Origin of the sequence: Kribbella polygonati (genome assembly GCF_050320105.1) — a bacterium.
In the GTDB taxonomy this organism is placed as follows: domain Bacteria; phylum Actinomycetota; class Actinomycetes; order Propionibacteriales; family Kribbellaceae; genus Kribbella.
The window spans coordinates 479451-494359 of sequence record NZ_CP190129.1 but is presented as its reverse complement, the minus strand read 5'-3'; the positions used below and the strand labels follow the sequence as shown (position 1 = coordinate 494359).

The 14909-nt window shown below is 69.2% G+C and carries 15 protein-coding genes; 2 read left to right on the top strand and 13 right to left on the bottom strand.

The window, feature by feature from the left end; all coding sequences use genetic code 11:
* Positions 1-167: 167 nt before the first annotated feature.
* The 8 genes from mutM to ACQHIV_RS02245 all read right to left on the bottom strand — a co-directional run bounded on the left by mutM (position 168) and on the right by ACQHIV_RS02245 (position 7583).
* On the bottom strand, positions 168-1022 hold the full coding sequence (mutM, locus tag ACQHIV_RS02280; RefSeq protein WP_427891164.1) for a bifunctional DNA-formamidopyrimidine glycosylase/DNA-(apurinic or apyrimidinic site) lyase: 855 nt from the start codon (positions 1020-1022) through the stop codon (positions 168-170).
* A 1-nt stretch (position 1023) separates the two neighbouring features.
* On the bottom strand, positions 1024-1758 hold the full coding sequence (gene rnc / locus ACQHIV_RS02275; RefSeq protein ID WP_325037793.1) for a ribonuclease III: 735 nt from the start codon (positions 1756-1758) through the stop codon (positions 1024-1026).
* Between the two features lie 15 nt (positions 1759-1773).
* Positions 1774-1965, bottom strand: coding sequence for a 50S ribosomal protein L32 (gene rpmF / locus ACQHIV_RS02270; RefSeq protein ID WP_130387616.1), 192 nt, complete (start codon positions 1963-1965; stop codon positions 1774-1776).
* A 55-nt stretch (positions 1966-2020) separates the two neighbouring features.
* Positions 2021-2539, bottom strand: coding sequence for a YceD family protein (locus ACQHIV_RS02265; protein ID WP_427891162.1), 519 nt, complete (start codon positions 2537-2539; stop codon positions 2021-2023).
* A gap of 128 nt (positions 2540-2667) precedes the next feature.
* Positions 2668-3138, bottom strand: coding sequence for a pantetheine-phosphate adenylyltransferase (gene coaD, locus ACQHIV_RS02260; protein ID WP_427891160.1), 471 nt, complete (start codon positions 3136-3138; stop codon positions 2668-2670).
* Positions 3131-3691: a 16S rRNA (guanine(966)-N(2))-methyltransferase RsmD gene (gene rsmD, locus ACQHIV_RS02255; protein WP_427891158.1), complete on the bottom strand. Its 561-nt coding sequence runs from the start codon at positions 3689-3691 to the stop codon at positions 3131-3133. Before rsmD ends, coaD begins: the two co-directional genes overlap by 8 nt.
* Positions 3688-5937 carry an ATP-dependent DNA helicase RecG gene (gene recG, locus ACQHIV_RS02250; RefSeq protein ID WP_427891156.1) on the bottom strand — a complete coding sequence of 750 codons (2250 nt, stop codon included), beginning with the start codon at positions 5935-5937 and terminating at the stop codon, positions 3688-3690. Before recG ends, rsmD begins: the two co-directional genes overlap by 4 nt.
* Positions 5934-7583: a DAK2 domain-containing protein gene (locus tag ACQHIV_RS02245; protein ID WP_427891154.1), complete on the bottom strand. Its 1650-nt coding sequence runs from the start codon at positions 7581-7583 to the stop codon at positions 5934-5936. The genes recG and ACQHIV_RS02245 overlap by 4 nt, the downstream gene beginning before the upstream one ends.
* 127 nt (positions 7584-7710) lie before the next feature.
* Between ACQHIV_RS02245 and ACQHIV_RS02240 the strand changes: the two genes are divergently transcribed.
* Positions 7711-8691 carry an SAM-dependent methyltransferase gene (locus ACQHIV_RS02240; RefSeq protein ID WP_427891152.1) on the top strand — a complete coding sequence of 327 codons (981 nt, stop codon included), beginning with the start codon at positions 7711-7713 and terminating at the stop codon, positions 8689-8691.
* 59 nt (positions 8692-8750) lie between these two features.
* On the opposite strand, the gene rpmB is transcribed toward ACQHIV_RS02240, so the two are convergent.
* From rpmB to ACQHIV_RS02215, 5 genes are all read right to left on the bottom strand, one after another.
* Positions 8751-8972, bottom strand: a complete 222-nt coding sequence (rpmB, locus tag ACQHIV_RS02235; RefSeq protein WP_130387610.1) for a 50S ribosomal protein L28 — start codon at positions 8970-8972, stop codon at positions 8751-8753.
* 73 nt (positions 8973-9045) lie between these two features.
* Complete coding sequence (locus ACQHIV_RS02230; RefSeq protein WP_427891150.1) at positions 9046-11034, bottom strand: aldo/keto reductase; 1989 nt, start codon at positions 11032-11034, stop codon at positions 9046-9048.
* Between the two features lie 27 nt (positions 11035-11061).
* Entirely contained in the window at positions 11062-11889 is an 828-nt protein-coding gene (locus tag ACQHIV_RS02225) for a carbohydrate ABC transporter permease (protein WP_427891148.1), read from the bottom strand.
* Positions 11879-12907, bottom strand: coding sequence for a carbohydrate ABC transporter permease (locus ACQHIV_RS02220; protein WP_427891146.1), 1029 nt, complete (start codon positions 12905-12907; stop codon positions 11879-11881). The genes ACQHIV_RS02225 and ACQHIV_RS02220 overlap by 11 nt, the downstream gene beginning before the upstream one ends.
* Position 12908: 1 nt before the next feature.
* Positions 12909-14183, bottom strand: a complete 1275-nt coding sequence (locus ACQHIV_RS02215) for an ABC transporter substrate-binding protein (RefSeq protein ID WP_427891144.1) — start codon at positions 14181-14183, stop codon at positions 12909-12911.
* A 118-nt stretch (positions 14184-14301) separates the two neighbouring features.
* On the opposite strand from ACQHIV_RS02215, the gene ACQHIV_RS02210 reads away from it, so the two are divergent.
* Positions 14302-14907 (top strand): HAD family hydrolase, encoded by a 606-nt coding sequence (locus ACQHIV_RS02210; RefSeq protein WP_427891142.1) that lies wholly within the window; start codon positions 14302-14304, stop codon positions 14905-14907.
* Positions 14908-14909: the final 2 nt, after the last annotated feature.

Below are 14909 nucleotides of genomic sequence, written 5' to 3'. Positions count from 1 at the left end.
GCCCTAGAAGAGCCTTGGCCATTGTGCTGTCCTCCGGAAGGGTTCTGGCCGGTCGCGCTCCTCAGTCCAGGTCATGCGGGAGCGCCGAAAAAGGTGTGCCGTCTTTCAGGGTGACACCGGCGGGGGCGACGGGTCAACCTGGGCCACATTTGTTAACGATACCTCGTTCACCAGCGGACATGCCGTGGAACGGGCTGACATTTCGGGCACCGGTACGACGAACGGTTCATGAACGGTTCGCGACGGATCGGCCGGCCGTCCCGCGGACACGGCGCCCCCTCCTGCCCGTAGACGTTCAGGCCGCGCTCGAAGTACCCCGATTCCCCGTTCACGTTGACGTACAGCGCGTCGAAGCTGGTGCCACCAACGGTCAGCGCCGCCGCCATCACGTCGTGCGCGTGACCGAGAACACCCCTTATTTGTAAGGGTTTCAGCGTTTCTGTCGCCCGGGCGTAGTGCAGCTTGGCCCGCCACAACGTCTCGTCGGCGTAGATGTTGCCGATCCCGCTGACCGCGGTCTGGTCCAGCAACGCCCGCTTGAGACCGGTCTTGCGGCGCCGGAGCCTGGCGACCACCTCGTCCGGGTCGAACAGCGGATCGAACGGGTCCCGGGCGATGTGCGCGATCTCGGCGGGCAGCTCCGCGCCGCCCTCGGAGTACGACAGACCACCGAACATCCGCTGGTCCACAAACCGGACCTCTCCGCCGCCGTCGGCGAACCGGAACCGGACCCGGAGGTGCGGTTCGTCCGGCGCGCCGGCCGGCTGGACCCGGAACTGGCCGCTCATCCCGAGGTGGGTGAGGACCGCGTCGCCGGAGGTCAGCGGCAGCCACAGGTACTTCCCGCGCCGGGCCGGCTCGGCGAACACCTGGCCCTTGAGCCGGGACACGAAGTCCTCCGGCCCGGCGGCATGACGCCGTACCGGGCGCGGGTGCAGCACCTCGACGGACTCGACGGTCCGGCCGGTGAGAAACTCCACCAGCCCCCGCCGAACGACTTCTACCTCGGGAAGCTCAGGCACCTCAGGGCTGCTGCGAGGGGTCCACGCTGTCCGGGTGCGCGGCGCGCAGGGCCTTCCAGGCGGTCTCGGCGGCCTGCTGCTCGGCTTCCTTCTTGCTCCGGCCGATGCCGTGGCCGTACGTGTCGGCACCGATCCGGACCCGGGCCTCGAACGTCTTCGCGTGGTCCGGCCCGGACTCCGCGATCACGTACTCCGGGACACCGACGCCGAGCTGGGCGACCAGCTCCTGCAGCGAGGTCTTCCAGTCCAGGCCGGCACCGAGCCGGGCCGAGGACTCCATCAGGTCGTCGAACAGCCGGTGCACCACCCCGCCCGCGACCTCGAAGCCGCGGTCCAGGTAGACGGCGCCGATCAGCGCCTCGACACAGTCGGCGAGGATCGAGGACTTGTCCCGACCACCGGTGGCCTCTTCCCCGCGGCCGAGCCGCAGGTACTTGCCCAGCTTGAGCTCGCGGGCGACACCCGCGAGCGCACGCATGTTGACCACCGCGGCCCGGAGCTTGGCCAGTCGGCCCTCGCTCAGGTCCGGGTGGTTCCGGAACAACGACTCCGTGACGATGACGCCGAGCACGGAGTCCCCGAGGAACTCCAGCCGCTCGTTCGTCGGCAGCCCACCGTTCTCGTACGCGAACGAACGGTGGGTGAAGGCGTGCTCCAGCAAATTGTCAGCCAGCGATACGCCGAGCCGCTGATTCAGCTCGGCGTAGAGCCCCGTTTCGTTGACCGAAGAATTCACTGTGACTGGTGCCGTTTAGCTCTCGACGACCTGGCGGCGCTCGCCCTTGGCGCCGTACTGGCCGCAGTTCGGGCAGACGGTGTGCTGCAGGTGCTTCGCGCGGCAGGCGGGGTTCACGCAGGTCACCAGCGACGGGGCAGTCGTCTTCCACTGCGCCCGGCGGCTACGGGTGTTGCTGCGCGACATCTTCCGCTTCGGAACGGCCACGGTCATGAACTCCTTGATTCACTGGGGACGGTCGGCCCCCAGACGGCTGGCATCTCTAGTTGTGGTTCTGTTCGTCCTGCTGAACGAGTCCGCCCAGGGCGGCCCAGCGCGGGTCGGTGCGTTCCTCGTGCTTGTGGCCGGGCTCGTCCGCCAGGCGCACCCCGCAGTCGGGGCACAGTCCCGGACAGTCGTCCGTACACAACGGCTGGAACGGCAGTGCGAGCACCACCTGGTCCCTCAGCACCGGCTCGAGGTCGATCAGATCGCCCTCCATCCGGCTGGCCTCGTCCGGCTCGGCTTCGCTCTCCGGGTAGACGTACAGCTCCTGGACGTCAGCGAGGAACTCGTCCTCGATATCGACCAGGCACCGCGCGCACTCCCCGACCAGGCGGCCACGGGCCGTTCCGGTGACGAGCACCCCTTCGACCACCGATTCCAGCCGTAGATCGAACTGGATCGGATCGCCTTCGGGGACGCCGATCACGTCGATTCCGAGATCTGCCGGCGCCGGCGCCGTGAAGGTGACTTCGCGTTGGGACCCGGCGCGGCGTGTCAGCTCGTGCGTGTCGATCACGAGTGGGGACCGCGGGTCCAGGACGCTCAGGACAAACCTCTCAGGCGTGGGCAGGCAAGATCTCGGTCTCGTCGAGACCGGTTGTCAAGACTACCAACTCCGCGGCGTACCGCCCAATCCGGGGCACACTAGAGCTTGTCCAGTAACCGTGCGTGAACAGCAGGCGTCACGAACGAGCTGACGTCGCCGCCCAGCCTGGCGATCTCCTTGACCCAGCTGGAGGAGACGAACCCGTTCTCCGGCGCGGTCGGGAAGAACAGCGTGTCGACCCCGGTCATCCGCCGGTTCAGCTGCGCCATCTGCAGCTCGTAGTCGTAGTCCGCGGCCGACCGCAGGCCCTTCACGATCACGCCCGCGCCCTCGGCCCGGCAGTAGTCGACCAGCAGGCCGTCGAAGGTGCCGACCCGGACGTTCGGGAACGGCTCGACCAGCTCGGTGAGCATCTCGATCCGCTCCCGCGGGTCGAACAGCCGGTTCTTCGACTGGTTCACCCCGGTCGCGACGACCAGCTCGTCGAAGGCGGCGGCCGCCCGGGTGACGATGTCGAGATGCCCGACCGTGGGCGGGTCGAAAGTGCCGGGAAAGACCGCCTTAGCCATGGCGGTGACCGTACCAAAGGCGGGCCTCGCCGTACTTGCGGTCCCGCAGCGCGGCGAACCCCTCCGGCCACTCCCACGGCTCCCGCTTCCCGCGCTCGACGACCAGTACGGCGTCGTCCGCCAGCCAGCCGTGCGCCGCCAGATCGGTCAGCACGTCCTGCAGCTCGGCCGTCTCGAGCTTGTACGGCGGATCCGCGAATACCAGGTCGAACACAGCCGGAGCATCACTCGCTGTGATCTTCTCCACCGGCCGGGCGAGCAGCGTCGCGCCGGACAGCCCGACCACGGCGATGTTCGCCGCGATCACCTCGGCTGCCCGCCGGTCCGACTCGACCAGCACGGCCCGCGCCGCGCCCCGGGACAGCGCCTCGAGCCCGATCGCGCCGGACCCGGCGTACAGGTCGAGCACCGCGAGCCCGTCGAAGCTGCCGAACTCGGACTCCAGCGACGAGAACAACGCCTCCCGCACCCGATCCGCCGTCGGCCGCGTCCCACTCCCGGGCGGTACGCCGATCCGCCGCCCGCCCGCCGCTCCCCCGACGATCCGCGTCACGTCTTCTCCAGATACTCGGTGGTCTCGGACTCCAAGGCCTCCCGGATGACGCTTCGCAGCGCCGGGTACTCGGCCAGCTCGGCGTCCACCGAGACGATCGAGTTCGCCACGTGCCGGGCCGCGAGGATGACGTCCTCGTCGCGGAGCACGCTCAGCAGCTTCAGGCTCGACCGCCGACCCGACTGCGCGACCCCCAGTACGTCGCCCTCGCGCCGGGTCTCCAGGTCGATCCGGGACAGCTCGAACCCGTCCGTCGTCGACGCGACGGCCTCCAGCCGCCCGTACGACTTCGACCCGGCCCACAGGTCCGTGACCAGCAGGCACAGCCCCGGCACCTTGCCCCGCCCGACCCGGCCGCGCAGCTGGTGCAGCTGCGAGATCCCGAACCGGTCGGCGTCCATGATCACCATCGTCGACGCGTTCGGTACGTCGACCCCGACCTCGATCACCGTGGTCGCGATCAGTACGTCGACGTCCCCGGCCGCGAACCGCGACATCACCGCGTCCTTCTCGTCGGCCGGCAGCCGCCCGTGCAGGATCTCCACCCGCAGGTCGTGCAGGATCTCGCCGAGCGCCTCGGCCACCTGGGTTACCGAGATCGGCGGCAATGCTGATTTCTGGGCCTGCTTCTTGCCGCCCTCATCGGTCTCGAGGAGTTCGCCTTCCTCATCGGAAGCGTTCTTGACGTCGTCCCCGATCCGCGGGCACACGACATACACCTGATGCCCCTTGCCGACCTCCTCGCGGACCCGGGCCCAGGCGCGCTGCAGCCAGTCCGGCCGTTCCTTCGCCGGTACGACGGACGACTGGATCGGCGACCGCCCGGCCGGCAGCTGGGTGAGCGTCGACACCGCGAGGTCGCCGAACACCGTCATCGCCACCGTCCGCGGGATCGGCGTCGCGGTCATCACCAGCACGTGCGGGGTGTTGTCGCCGGACTTCGCGCTCAGCGCGGCGCGCTGCTCGACCCCGAACCGGTGCTGCTCGTCGACCACCACCAGCCCGAGATCCGCGAACTGGACCTTGTCCTCCAGCAGCGCGTGCGTCCCGACCACGATCCCGGCGGCGCCACTGGCCGCGTCGAGCATCGCCGTACGCCGGGCCGCCGCGTTCAGCGAACCGGTCAGCAGCCCGATCCTGGTGGCGTGCTCCGCGCCGCCGAGCATGCCCTGCTCGGCCAGCTCGCCGAGCATCTTCGTCAGCGTCTTGTGGTGCTGGACCGCGAGCACCTCGGTCGGCGCCAGCAGCGCGGCCTGGCCGCCGTTGTCCACCACGGACAGCATCGCCCGCAGCGCGACCACAGTCTTCCCGGAGCCGACCTCACCCTGCAGCAGCCGGTGCATCGGGTGCGGACGGGCGAGGTCCGCGAAGACCTCCTCCCCCACCTCGGCCTGACCGTCCGTCAGCTCGAACGGCAGCCGCTTGTCGAAGTCGTCGAGCAGCCGCCCCTGGACCCGCGGCCGCGGTACGGCGTTCAGCGCGTCCGTGACGGCCCGCCGCTGGGCGAGGATCGTCTGCATCACCAGCGCTTCCTCGAACCGGAACCGTTGCTGGGCCCTGTCGATGTCCTTCTCGGTGTCCGGCAGATGCACCAGCTGCAAGGCGTCCCGGAGCCCGAGCAGCTTCTCGTTGCGCAGGATCAGGTCCGGCACCGGGTCGTCGATCCGCTCGTCCAGACTGTCCAGCACGATCTTCACCGACCGCTCGATCGTTGCGGTCGGCAACTTCGAGGTCGCCGGGTAGAGCGGCCGGAACGGCCTGGCCCGGCGCTCGATCTCGGCCTCGGTCAGGTCCTCCTCGTCGAGGACCTCGGTGCCCGGGTTCTTCAGCTGCATGGTGGTGCGGAACATCGTCACCTCGCCCCAGAACAGGGCGGACGTGCCGGGCGTCAGCTTCGTCAGCAGCCAGGGCTGGTTGAAGAACGCCGCCTCCAGGTCGTTGCGGCCGTCGGTCACCACGACCTTGGTGATCGTGCGCCGCTTCCGGAACTTGTGGGCGTCCTCGGGCTTGATCTCGAGCTTGGTGTCCAGCGCGCGGGCGGTGACCTTCTTGACCCGGCCGTTCACGGTCGCCTGGTCGCCAACCTCGAGCTCGTCGAACGGCGTCAGCTCGCCCTTCTTCAGGTACCGCCGCGGGTAGTGCCGCAGCAGCTCGCCGACGGTCTCGATCCCGAGCACCTCGGCGAACGTCTTGGCCGTCTTCGCCCCGAGGAAGTCCCGGAGCTTCCGGTCCATGTCAGTCTTCATTCGACCCCGATCAGCAACGGGTACCTGTCCTGCCCACCGTCGTACACCATCACATCGACATCTTTGCGTGCCCGCCGGACATGCCGCTCGACGGCCGCCGCCAGACCCGGGTCCGCGTCCCGTCCGGTGACGATCGTCAGCAGTTCGCCGCCGCCACCCAGCAGCCGGTCGACCACGCCGTACGCCGCCTGCTCCAGGTCGTCGGTGATCAGCGCGAAGTCGCCGTCGACCACTCCGAGCGCGTCGCCGACCCGGCACATGCCGGCCATCGTCCAGGCGTCCTTGACCGCGACCGTGACCGCGCCGTGCCGGGTCTGCCCGGCGGCGGCCGAGAGCTGTACGACGTCGTCGTCGAAGCTCCGCTGCGGGTCGTGGACGGCGATCGCGGCCAGGCCCTGGACCTGGGCGCGGGTCGGGATGACCGCGACCCGGATCCCGTCCTGGCGGGCGGCGGTGGCGGCGGCCTCGGCGACCGCGAGCGAGTCCTGGTCGTTCGGCAGGATCACGATCTCGGGTGCCTTCGACTCCTCGATCGCCCGCAGCAGCTCGCCGGTCGAGCAGCGCCGACCGGGGCCGCCGCGGATGATCCGGGCGCCGGCCTCGGTGAACAGCTCGCCCAGTCCGTCCCCGGCGACGACCGCGATCACGGCCCGGCCCGGGACCGGCTCATGGTGGTGCGCCTGGTCTTCGAAGTGCGTGACCCGGATCCGGTGCGGGCGGCCGATCTCGATGCCGCGCTCGATCGCGGCGCCGACGTCGTCGGTGTGCACGTGGACGTTCCAGAGCCCGTCGCCGCCGACCACGACGACCGAGTCGCCGAGCGCCGCGAGCCGCTGCCGGAAGCCGTCGACCTGGTCATCGGCCGCGTCCAGCAGGTACATCACCTCGTACGCCGGACCGTCGACGCTCGCACTGCTCTCGCCCCGCGGTTCGACCCGGGCCGGTACGTCGACGCGGACGTGCCGGCCGGTGAGGACCGACTCCATCGCGCCGAGGATCACCACCAGCCCGGCTCCCCCGGCGTCCACGACGCCCGCGCGCCGCAGTACGTCGAGCTGCTCGGTGGTCCGGGTCAGCGCCTGGCGGGCGGACGCGACCGCGGCGAGGCAGACGTCGGCGAGGGACTTGCCGGCGTTCGCGGCGGTCATCGCGCCGGACGCGGCCGCGCGGGCGACCGTCAGCATCGTCCCCTCGACCGGCTGGGCGACCGCGCCGTACGCGGCGTCCGCGGCGAACCGGAGCGCGTCGGCGAAGGCGGCGGCCTCGCTCATCGGCGGGTCGGCGAGAACCCCGGGCGGATCGCCGGGCCGGTCGGCGCCGTCGGCAGCGGCGTCGCGGTGCCCCGGCAGGTTCTCGGTCAGGCGGAGGCCGCAGGCGCGGATCAGCTGGGAGGTGATCACGCCGGAGTTCCCGCGGGCGCCGAGCAGGGCGCTGCGGCCGAACGCCTGGATCGCCTCGGTGAAGGTCAGCTCGCCCTTGGGCAGCGCGTCGCAGGCGGCTTCCCAGGTCAGGTAGAGGTTCGTCCCGGTGTCGCCGTCCGGCACCGGGTACACGTTCAGCTCGTCGATCTCGGCCCGCGCCCGGGCCAGCTCGGCCAACGCGGTCCGGGCCCACGCCCGCAGCACCTCAACCGTCAGTTGCTCCACGCCCGGAAGGCTAACGCGTACCGAAGGACGGGTAGTGGTCCCGCCCGGGGCGAGTTCCGCGGAGTCGCCAGGCGGGCGGCGGCGTATACGTACCCGACTACGTCCCGTCGTTCGGTACGGTTCCCCCGTGAGTGTGTTGTTCTCCGGCGACTACGAGCTGGCGGTGCGGGAGCTGCGCGGCGAGTTCGGGCGGGACCTGCGGATCGAGCGGGTCGGCGCGGAGCTCGGGCGGGTGGACGGGGTGCCGGTGGGCGAGCTGGCCGTGGCCTGCGACGCCGGGCGGATCATGTTCGTGCGGCATCTGACGGTCGAGATCGGGAGCTTCGAGGAGCTGCCGCCGGACTACGAGCTGGCGGAGCTGGTGCTCGCCGAGCTGCCGGAGTACCCGAAGGCGCTGGCGGTCCAGGCCTGGACCGACGGCCTCGGCGGCGGGTCGTTCTACCACCGGATCGAGGCGGCGCTGGCCGGTCGCGGCGTGGCTGTCACGCGCTCGGGGCAGGAGTACGTCGTCTCGTGCTTCGGCGGCCGGAAGGCGGTCCTGCTCGGCCTGAACCGGCTCGCGGACAGCCTGTCGGACTGGCCGGGCGGGCGGATGCGGCTGGCCCGCGGCGAGGAGCGGGTGTCGCGGTCGGAGTTCAAGCTCGAGGAGGCGATCGCGACCTTCGGGCTGGAACTGCCGCGCGGCGGGAAGGCCGTGGATCTCGGGGCGTCGCCGGGCGGCTGGACGCGGATCCTGCGGCAGCACGGGCAGGAGGTGTGGTCGGTGGACCCGGGCACGCTGGACCCGCGGCTGCGCGGCGACCGGCGGATCCACCACGAGGCGACCACGGCCGGCCGGTTCTTCGCGAACAACCGGGTCCGCTTCGACGTCGTGGTGAACGACATGCGGATGGACCAGGTGACCAGCGCCCGGATGATGCTCGACGCGGCCGCCCACCTGCGTCGCGACGGTCTCGCGATCGTCACACTCAAGGGCGGCGGCAAGAACCCCCTGGACGGCGCCCGTCGCGGCCTCCAGGTCCTCGGCGAGCGGTACGACGTACTCCACGCCCGCCAGCTGCACCACAACCGCAACGAGATCACGGTCGTCGCCCGTAAACACGACTAGGCGCCCGGGGTGATCCCCGGGCGCCTGGTCGAAGGCCCTACACGGAAGCTTTGCTGGGGTCAGCCGACGACGCGCTGAACCTTCCCGGCCTTGATGCAGGAGGTGCACACCTTCATCTTGGTGGGCGTGCCCTTGATGATCGCGCGGACCGGCTGGATGTTCGGGTTGAAACGGCGCGGCGTACGCGCCTTGACCCGCCGGATCATCGCACCCTTACCCAGGCGGGCAACGCTGTTGCCGAACGTCGGCTGCTTGCCGCAGACATCGCACTTCTTAGACATGATTCTCCGTGTTCAGGGTCGTGACTCCGACAGATCATGTTACATGGGTGTCAGCCACCCACCAATTCGACTGTCAGGCAGTGAGGTAGGCCACTTCGTCGTCGGACAGGGTCACCAACAGCCCCGGCGTCGACGTCCGGGTCTCGCTCACGTGCCGCGGCCCGATCAACGGGAACACAGGGTACGGCTGGTGCAGCAGCCAGGCCAGAGCGATCGCCGTCGGCTCCACGCCCTTCGCCGCCGCCAGCTCCCGCGCCCGGTCCAGGCGGCGGAAGTTCTCGTCGGAGTAGAAGCAGCGCACCAGCTCCTGGTCCGACGTGTCCTCCGGCTTGGCCCGCCCGGTGAAGAACCCGCGCGCCTGGCTCGACCACGGGAACAGCGCGACCTGCCGCTCCCGCAGCCACGCCTGCGACTCGTCGTCGGCCACGTGCCGGCAGCCGGCCCACGGTACGTCGTACGCCCGCGCGAGGCTGAGGTGGTTGCTGAGCAGCGTGAACGGCTGCTTGCTGTTCGCCTCGGCGTACGCGTTGGCCTCGTCGAACCGCGCGGTGGTCCAGTTCGATCCACCGAACGCCTTGATCCGGCCGGCCTTGAAGTGCTCGTCCAGGACGTCGACGAACTCCGAGACCGGGATGTCCTCGTTGTCCCGGTGCATGAAGTACAGGTCGACGTGGTCGGTCTGCAGCCGCTCGAGGCTCTCGTGCAGCTGCCGGGTGATCGACTCCGGGTCGCAGTGCGGCGTGTGCGCGCCCTTCCCGATCACCACCACGTCGTCCCGGTTGCCGCGCGACGTCATCCACTGCCCGAGCAGCTTCTCGCCGCGCCCGCCGCCGTAGATGTACGCCGTGTCGAACGTCGTACCGCCGCGCTCGACGAAGTCGTCGAACACCACCGCGGCGTGCGGCAGCGTCTGCTGATTGTCCACGCCCATCACCAGGCGGGACACCTGCTTGTCGACGCCCGGCACGTGCCCGTACGTCATCGGGGCGTCGGCGCGCTTGGCCAGCGGGCGTCCGGTCGCGGTCGGGACGGTCGCGTCGTCCCGCTCGCTCGCGTACTGCTGCCCGATCGCGGCCCGCCACAGGTCCTGCACGGTGAGGTTGCCGAGCGTGTCCGCCCAGCTCATCTCCGGTGCCTCCTTCGCACCGGAGGCGATCGCGGCCTGCACGGCCTCGGCCTCGGCCGTGTAGATCAGCGCCGGCTCCGCGGACAGCTCCCGCGGCTCCTCCCCGACGCGGTACAGCGTGACGTGCGCGGGCTTGCCGTCGCCGCCGAACCACGGGTCGTCGATCTGCAGGTAGCCCTTGCTCCCGTAGATCCGTACTTGGTTCTGGTCGGCCAGCCGTACGCCGGTCGTGATCTGCGCGGTGATCCCGCCGTCGAAGAACAGCGTCGCCGCCGTCCACTCGTCGGCGCCGGTCTCGCCGACGGTGCCGACCGCGTTCACCGCGGCCGGGTCGGCGAACGGCTGCCCGGTCGCCGCGCCCGCGATCAGCCGGGCCATCGACACCGGGTAGCCGCCGACGTCGAGGATGCCGCCGCCGGCCAGCTCGTCGGCATAGATCCGGCTGGTCGGGTTGAACGACGCGTTGAACGCGAAGGTGGCCTGGATCGAGTGCACGGTGCCGAGCTCGCCGTCGCGGACCAGCTGGGTGATCAGCTTGGTCTGCGGCAGGCAGCGGTACATGTACGCCTCCATCAGGAAGACGTCGTTGCGTACCGCGGCCTCGATCATCGCCTCGGCCCACGCCCGGTTGATCGCCAGCGGCTTCTCGCACAGCACGTGCTTGCCGGCCTCGGCCGCCTTGATCGCCCACTCGACGTGCATCGGGTGCGGGGTCGCGATGTACACCGCCTCGACGTTCTCGTCGGCGAGCAGGTCCTCGTACGACGCGTGCCGGCCGGCGATGTCCCACTTGTCGGCGAACGCGTTCGCCGAGTCGAGGGACCGGCTGCCGACGGCGACGACCTCGTTGGTCTTCGACGTCGGCACCTGGCCGGCGAACCGGGACGCGATGTTGCCGGTGCCGATGATGCCCCAGCGGAGCTTGTGGTCAGTCAAAGGGAATCCCGTGGTTGTAGGTGAAGGTCAGAATTTCATGGCGCCCGCCGCGAGATCGGCGATGAAGCTGCGCGCGCCGATCAGGAAGACGCCGATCAGGGGGATGACGCTCATCAACGCACCGGCCATCACCATCGAGTAGTCGGTGCCGTAGACGCCGTTCAGCTGGTCGAGGGCGACCTGCAGGGTGAGGCGGTTCGGGTCGGTCATCACGATCAGCGGCCAGAGGTAGTCGTTCCAGACGTTGATGAACGTGAAGATGCCGAGGAAGGCCAGACCGGGCCGGAGCACCGGCAGGCCGACGGTCAGGTACTGCCGGAAGAAGCCGGCGCCGTCGACCTTGGCGGCCGAGATCAGTTCGTCGGGGATCGCGCCCTTGGCGTACTGGCGCATCCAGAAGATCCCGAACGCGTTCGCCGCGCCCGGGATGATCAGTGCCTTCAGCGAGCCGATCCAGCCGAGCTGCGCGAGCACCACGAACTGCGGCACCAGCGACAGCTGGGTCGGGATCATGAACGTCGCGAGCAGGATGCCGAACAGCACGTTCCGGCCCGGGAACTGGTACTTCGCGAACGCGAACGCCGCGAGCGAGTCGAAGAACAGCACCAGGACCGTGACGGCCAGCGACGCGATCAGCGTGAGCAGCATCGAGCCGAAGAAGTCGATGTTGTCCAGCACCTTGCCCATGTTCTCGAACAGGTGCGAGCCGATCAGCAGCTTCGGCGGGTAGCTGAAGATGTCCGGGGTGGTGTTGGAGGCCATCACCACCATCCAGTAGAACGGGAACAGCGAGACCAGCACGCCGAACATCAGCACGATGTGGCCGACGGCGGTGCGCACGCGCTCAATGGACATCTGCGGCCTCCCTCTTGGCATTCTGGGCTGCGATCCTGCGTTCCACCCGCCGAGCGGCGCGTCGGGTCAGTCGTTCCTCGTCGTTGCCGCCGATCAGCCGCCAGTTGATGATGCTGAACAGCACGATCAGCACGAACAGCGCCCACCCGACCGCGGCCCCGTACCCGAACTGGTTCTTGATGAACGCGCTCTGGTACAGGTACGAGACGATCGTCAGGCCGGCGTCGCCCGGGCCGCCGATGTTGCTGGTGTCGCCGAACAGCACCCGGGACTCGGTGAAGATCTGCAGGCCGCCGATCGTCGAGGTGACCGCGGTGAACAGGATCACCGGCCGCAGCATCGGCACCGTGATCCGCCAGAACGTCTGCCGCGGCGAGGCGCCGTCCACCTTGGCGGCCTCGTACACGTCGGCCGAGATCGCCTGCAGGCCGGCCAGGTAGATGATCGCGTTGTAGCCGACCCAGCGCCAGGTGACGATGGTGGCGATCGCGATCTTGATCCCCCACGGCGACGTCAGCCACTCGACCTGGCCGAGCCCGATCGACTGCAGGAACGCGTTCAGCAGGCCGAAGTTGTTGCTGAAGATCGACCCGAACACCAGCGTGATCGCGACCACCGAGGTGACGTTCGGGACGAAGTACGCGATCCGGTAGAAGGTGCGCAGCCGGGTCGCGTTGTGCAGCGCGTTCGCGATCACGAGCGCGAGCAGCAGCATCGGGGCCGTGGACAGTACCCAGATGATCAGCGTGTTGCCGATCGTCTTCCAGAACGTCGCGTCGGTGAGCAGGTAGTGGTACTGCTCCAGCCCGACCCACTTCATCTGCCCGATGCCGTCCCAGGAGTGGAACGAGATCCAGATCGAGAACAGCACCGGGAACGCGCCGAAGATCGCGAAGAGGATGAAGAACGGCGCCACCGCGGTGTACTGCGGGAGCGCCTGCCGGTACTTGTTCGGCGGCTTCTCCGTCGCGGCGGCCGATACCGCTGCAGCCGGGACCGCCTTGCTCGTGACTGCCATGTCAGATCGCCCCCGCTCGGCTCAGCTCGCGCTGGATCTGGTGCTGGGCGTCCGCCCAGGCCTGGTCGGGGTTCTTCCCGGACGCCTCGACATTCACCAACTCGGAGCTGATCGGGGTGTCGATGATGCTGTCGTACGGCGAGAAGTACGCGCCCGGGTACTTCTTCGCCGAGTCCGCGAACACGTCGACGATCTTCTGGCCGCCGAAGAACGGGTCCGGCGCCGACAGCCGCGAGTCCGTGTAGCTGGCCGGCGTGGACGGGAACAGCACCGGGTCCAGGAACGCCTGGGCCTGGTTCTTCGCCGACTCGAGCCAGCTGATGAACGCGAACGCCGCCTGCGGGTTCTTGCAGTACTTCGTGATGCCGAGGAAGGACCCGCCCTTGTTGCCGGCGCCACCAGGAGCCGCCGTCACCCGCCAGAGTCCCTTGGTCTTCGGGGCCGCGTTCTTCGGCCCGAGCTGCGCCCACCAGACGGCGCCGTTGTAGGCGACCAGCTTGCCGTTGGTGACGACCGCGTTCTTGTCGCTGGAGTTCTGCGCGTTCGCCGACAGTCCTTCCTTGACCACGCGTACGGCGAGGTCGAACGACTGCCGTACGTGGTCCTGGTCGCCGATGTACTGCCCGTCCCGGGTCATGTACTTCTTCGGCAGCTGCGCCATCCGGTAGCCGTAGATGCTGGTGATGTTGTCGGTGATCGACGAGCCCGGAACGGCCTGCTTCACCTTCTTGCCGAGGGTGATGAACGCGTCCCAGTCCGGAGCGAGACCGGCGACGGCCGCCGGGTCGATGTCGATACCGGCCTTGGTGAAGATGTCCGTGCGGTAGAACAGCGCGGTCGGGCCGGTGTCCATCGGGTAGGCCATCATCTTGCCCTGCGGCGTCACTCCCCAGTCCCACTTCCAGGGCAGGAAGTCCTTCGCGAGCTCCTTCGCGCCGAGCTCGTTCAGGTCGTGGAACTGGTCCGCGTTCGGGAAGTACGTCGCGACGTCGTCGTTGATCGCGACGATGTCCGGCACCAGGGACTTCCCGGCCAGCGCGGTCAGCACCTTGGTCTTGTAGTTGCTGCCGATCCGGGTCATCGCCAGCTTCATGCCGTCGTACCCGGGGATCGCCTTCTCGGCCTGGCCGATCAGGTCGTCGTTCACGGACCCGACCCAGGTCCACATGCTGAGCTCGTTCTTTCCACCCAGCGAGCCGACGGAGCCGCAGCCGGTGAGTCCGGCGGCGGCCGCGGCGGTGCCGGCCGCCAGGAATTTCCTTCTACTCAGTGTCATAGCCTCACCTGGCGCTTTCTGTTGGTTTTCGCCGGAAGGTGTCCACTCATGTTTACGTAGCCATAGGTAAGCGCATACCGCCTTAACCGGTCAAGGGCTCCGATGACAAGATGACGCCATGACCTCACGCGCCGTCCTGTTCGATGCCGACGGAGTGATCCAGCGGCCCACCTTCGACTGGTGGGCCCGGCTGGGCGCGCTCGTCCCCACCGACAAGGAGGCCTTCGTCCGGGACCTGATGGCCGCAGAACGGCCCGCACTGGTCGGGAAGATCGATTTCCGGGAGGCGCTCGGCGACGTACTGCGGCGCTGGAAGTCGACCGCGTCGGTCGCGGAGGCGATCGAGCCGTGGCGCTGGTTCGTGGCCGAGCCCGAGGTGGTCGAGCTGATCCAGAAGCTCCGGGCGGCCGGGATCGAGTGCCACCTAGCCACCAACCAGCAGGCGTACCGGCGGCGGATCATGCAGGACGAACGCGGGTACGGCGCCTGGTTCGACCGGACGTTCTACTCCTGCGACCTCGGCCTCGCGAAGCCGGATCCGGCGTACTTCCGGGAGATCCTGCGCGTGATCGACGTACCGGCGTCCGAGGTGCTGTTCATCGACGACAACGCGGCCAACGTGGACGGTGCTCGCAGCGTCGGCATCCGGGCGGAGCTGTACGACCTGTCGGCCGGCGTACCAGCCCTGGTGGAGCTGCTCCGCCGGCACGACCTGCCGGTGTAGGT

Bases quoted from the DNA above. Each gene is read 5' to 3' on its own strand.
- ACQHIV_RS02215 (WP_427891144.1), bottom strand. From the start codon at position 14,183: ATGACACTGAGTAGAAGGAAATTCCTGGCGGCCGGCACCGCCGCGGCC.
- coaD (WP_427891160.1), bottom strand. From the start codon at position 3,138: ATGGCTAAGGCGGTCTTTCCCGGCACTTTCGACCCGCCCACGGTCGGG.
- rpmB (WP_130387610.1), bottom strand. From the start codon at position 8,972: ATGTCTAAGAAGTGCGATGTCTGCGGCAAGCAGCCGACGTTCGGCAAC.
- ACQHIV_RS02210 (WP_427891142.1), top strand. From the start codon at position 14,302: ATGACCTCACGCGCCGTCCTGTTCGATGCCGACGGAGTGATCCAGCGG.
- ACQHIV_RS02225 (WP_427891148.1), bottom strand. From the start codon at position 11,889: ATGTCCATTGAGCGCGTGCGCACCGCCGTCGGCCACATCGTGCTGATG.
- recG (WP_427891156.1), bottom strand. From the start codon at position 5,937: ATGAAGACTGACATGGACCGGAAGCTCCGGGACTTCCTCGGGGCGAAG.
- ACQHIV_RS02220 (WP_427891146.1), bottom strand. From the start codon at position 12,907: ATGGCAGTCACGAGCAAGGCGGTCCCGGCTGCAGCGGTATCGGCCGCC.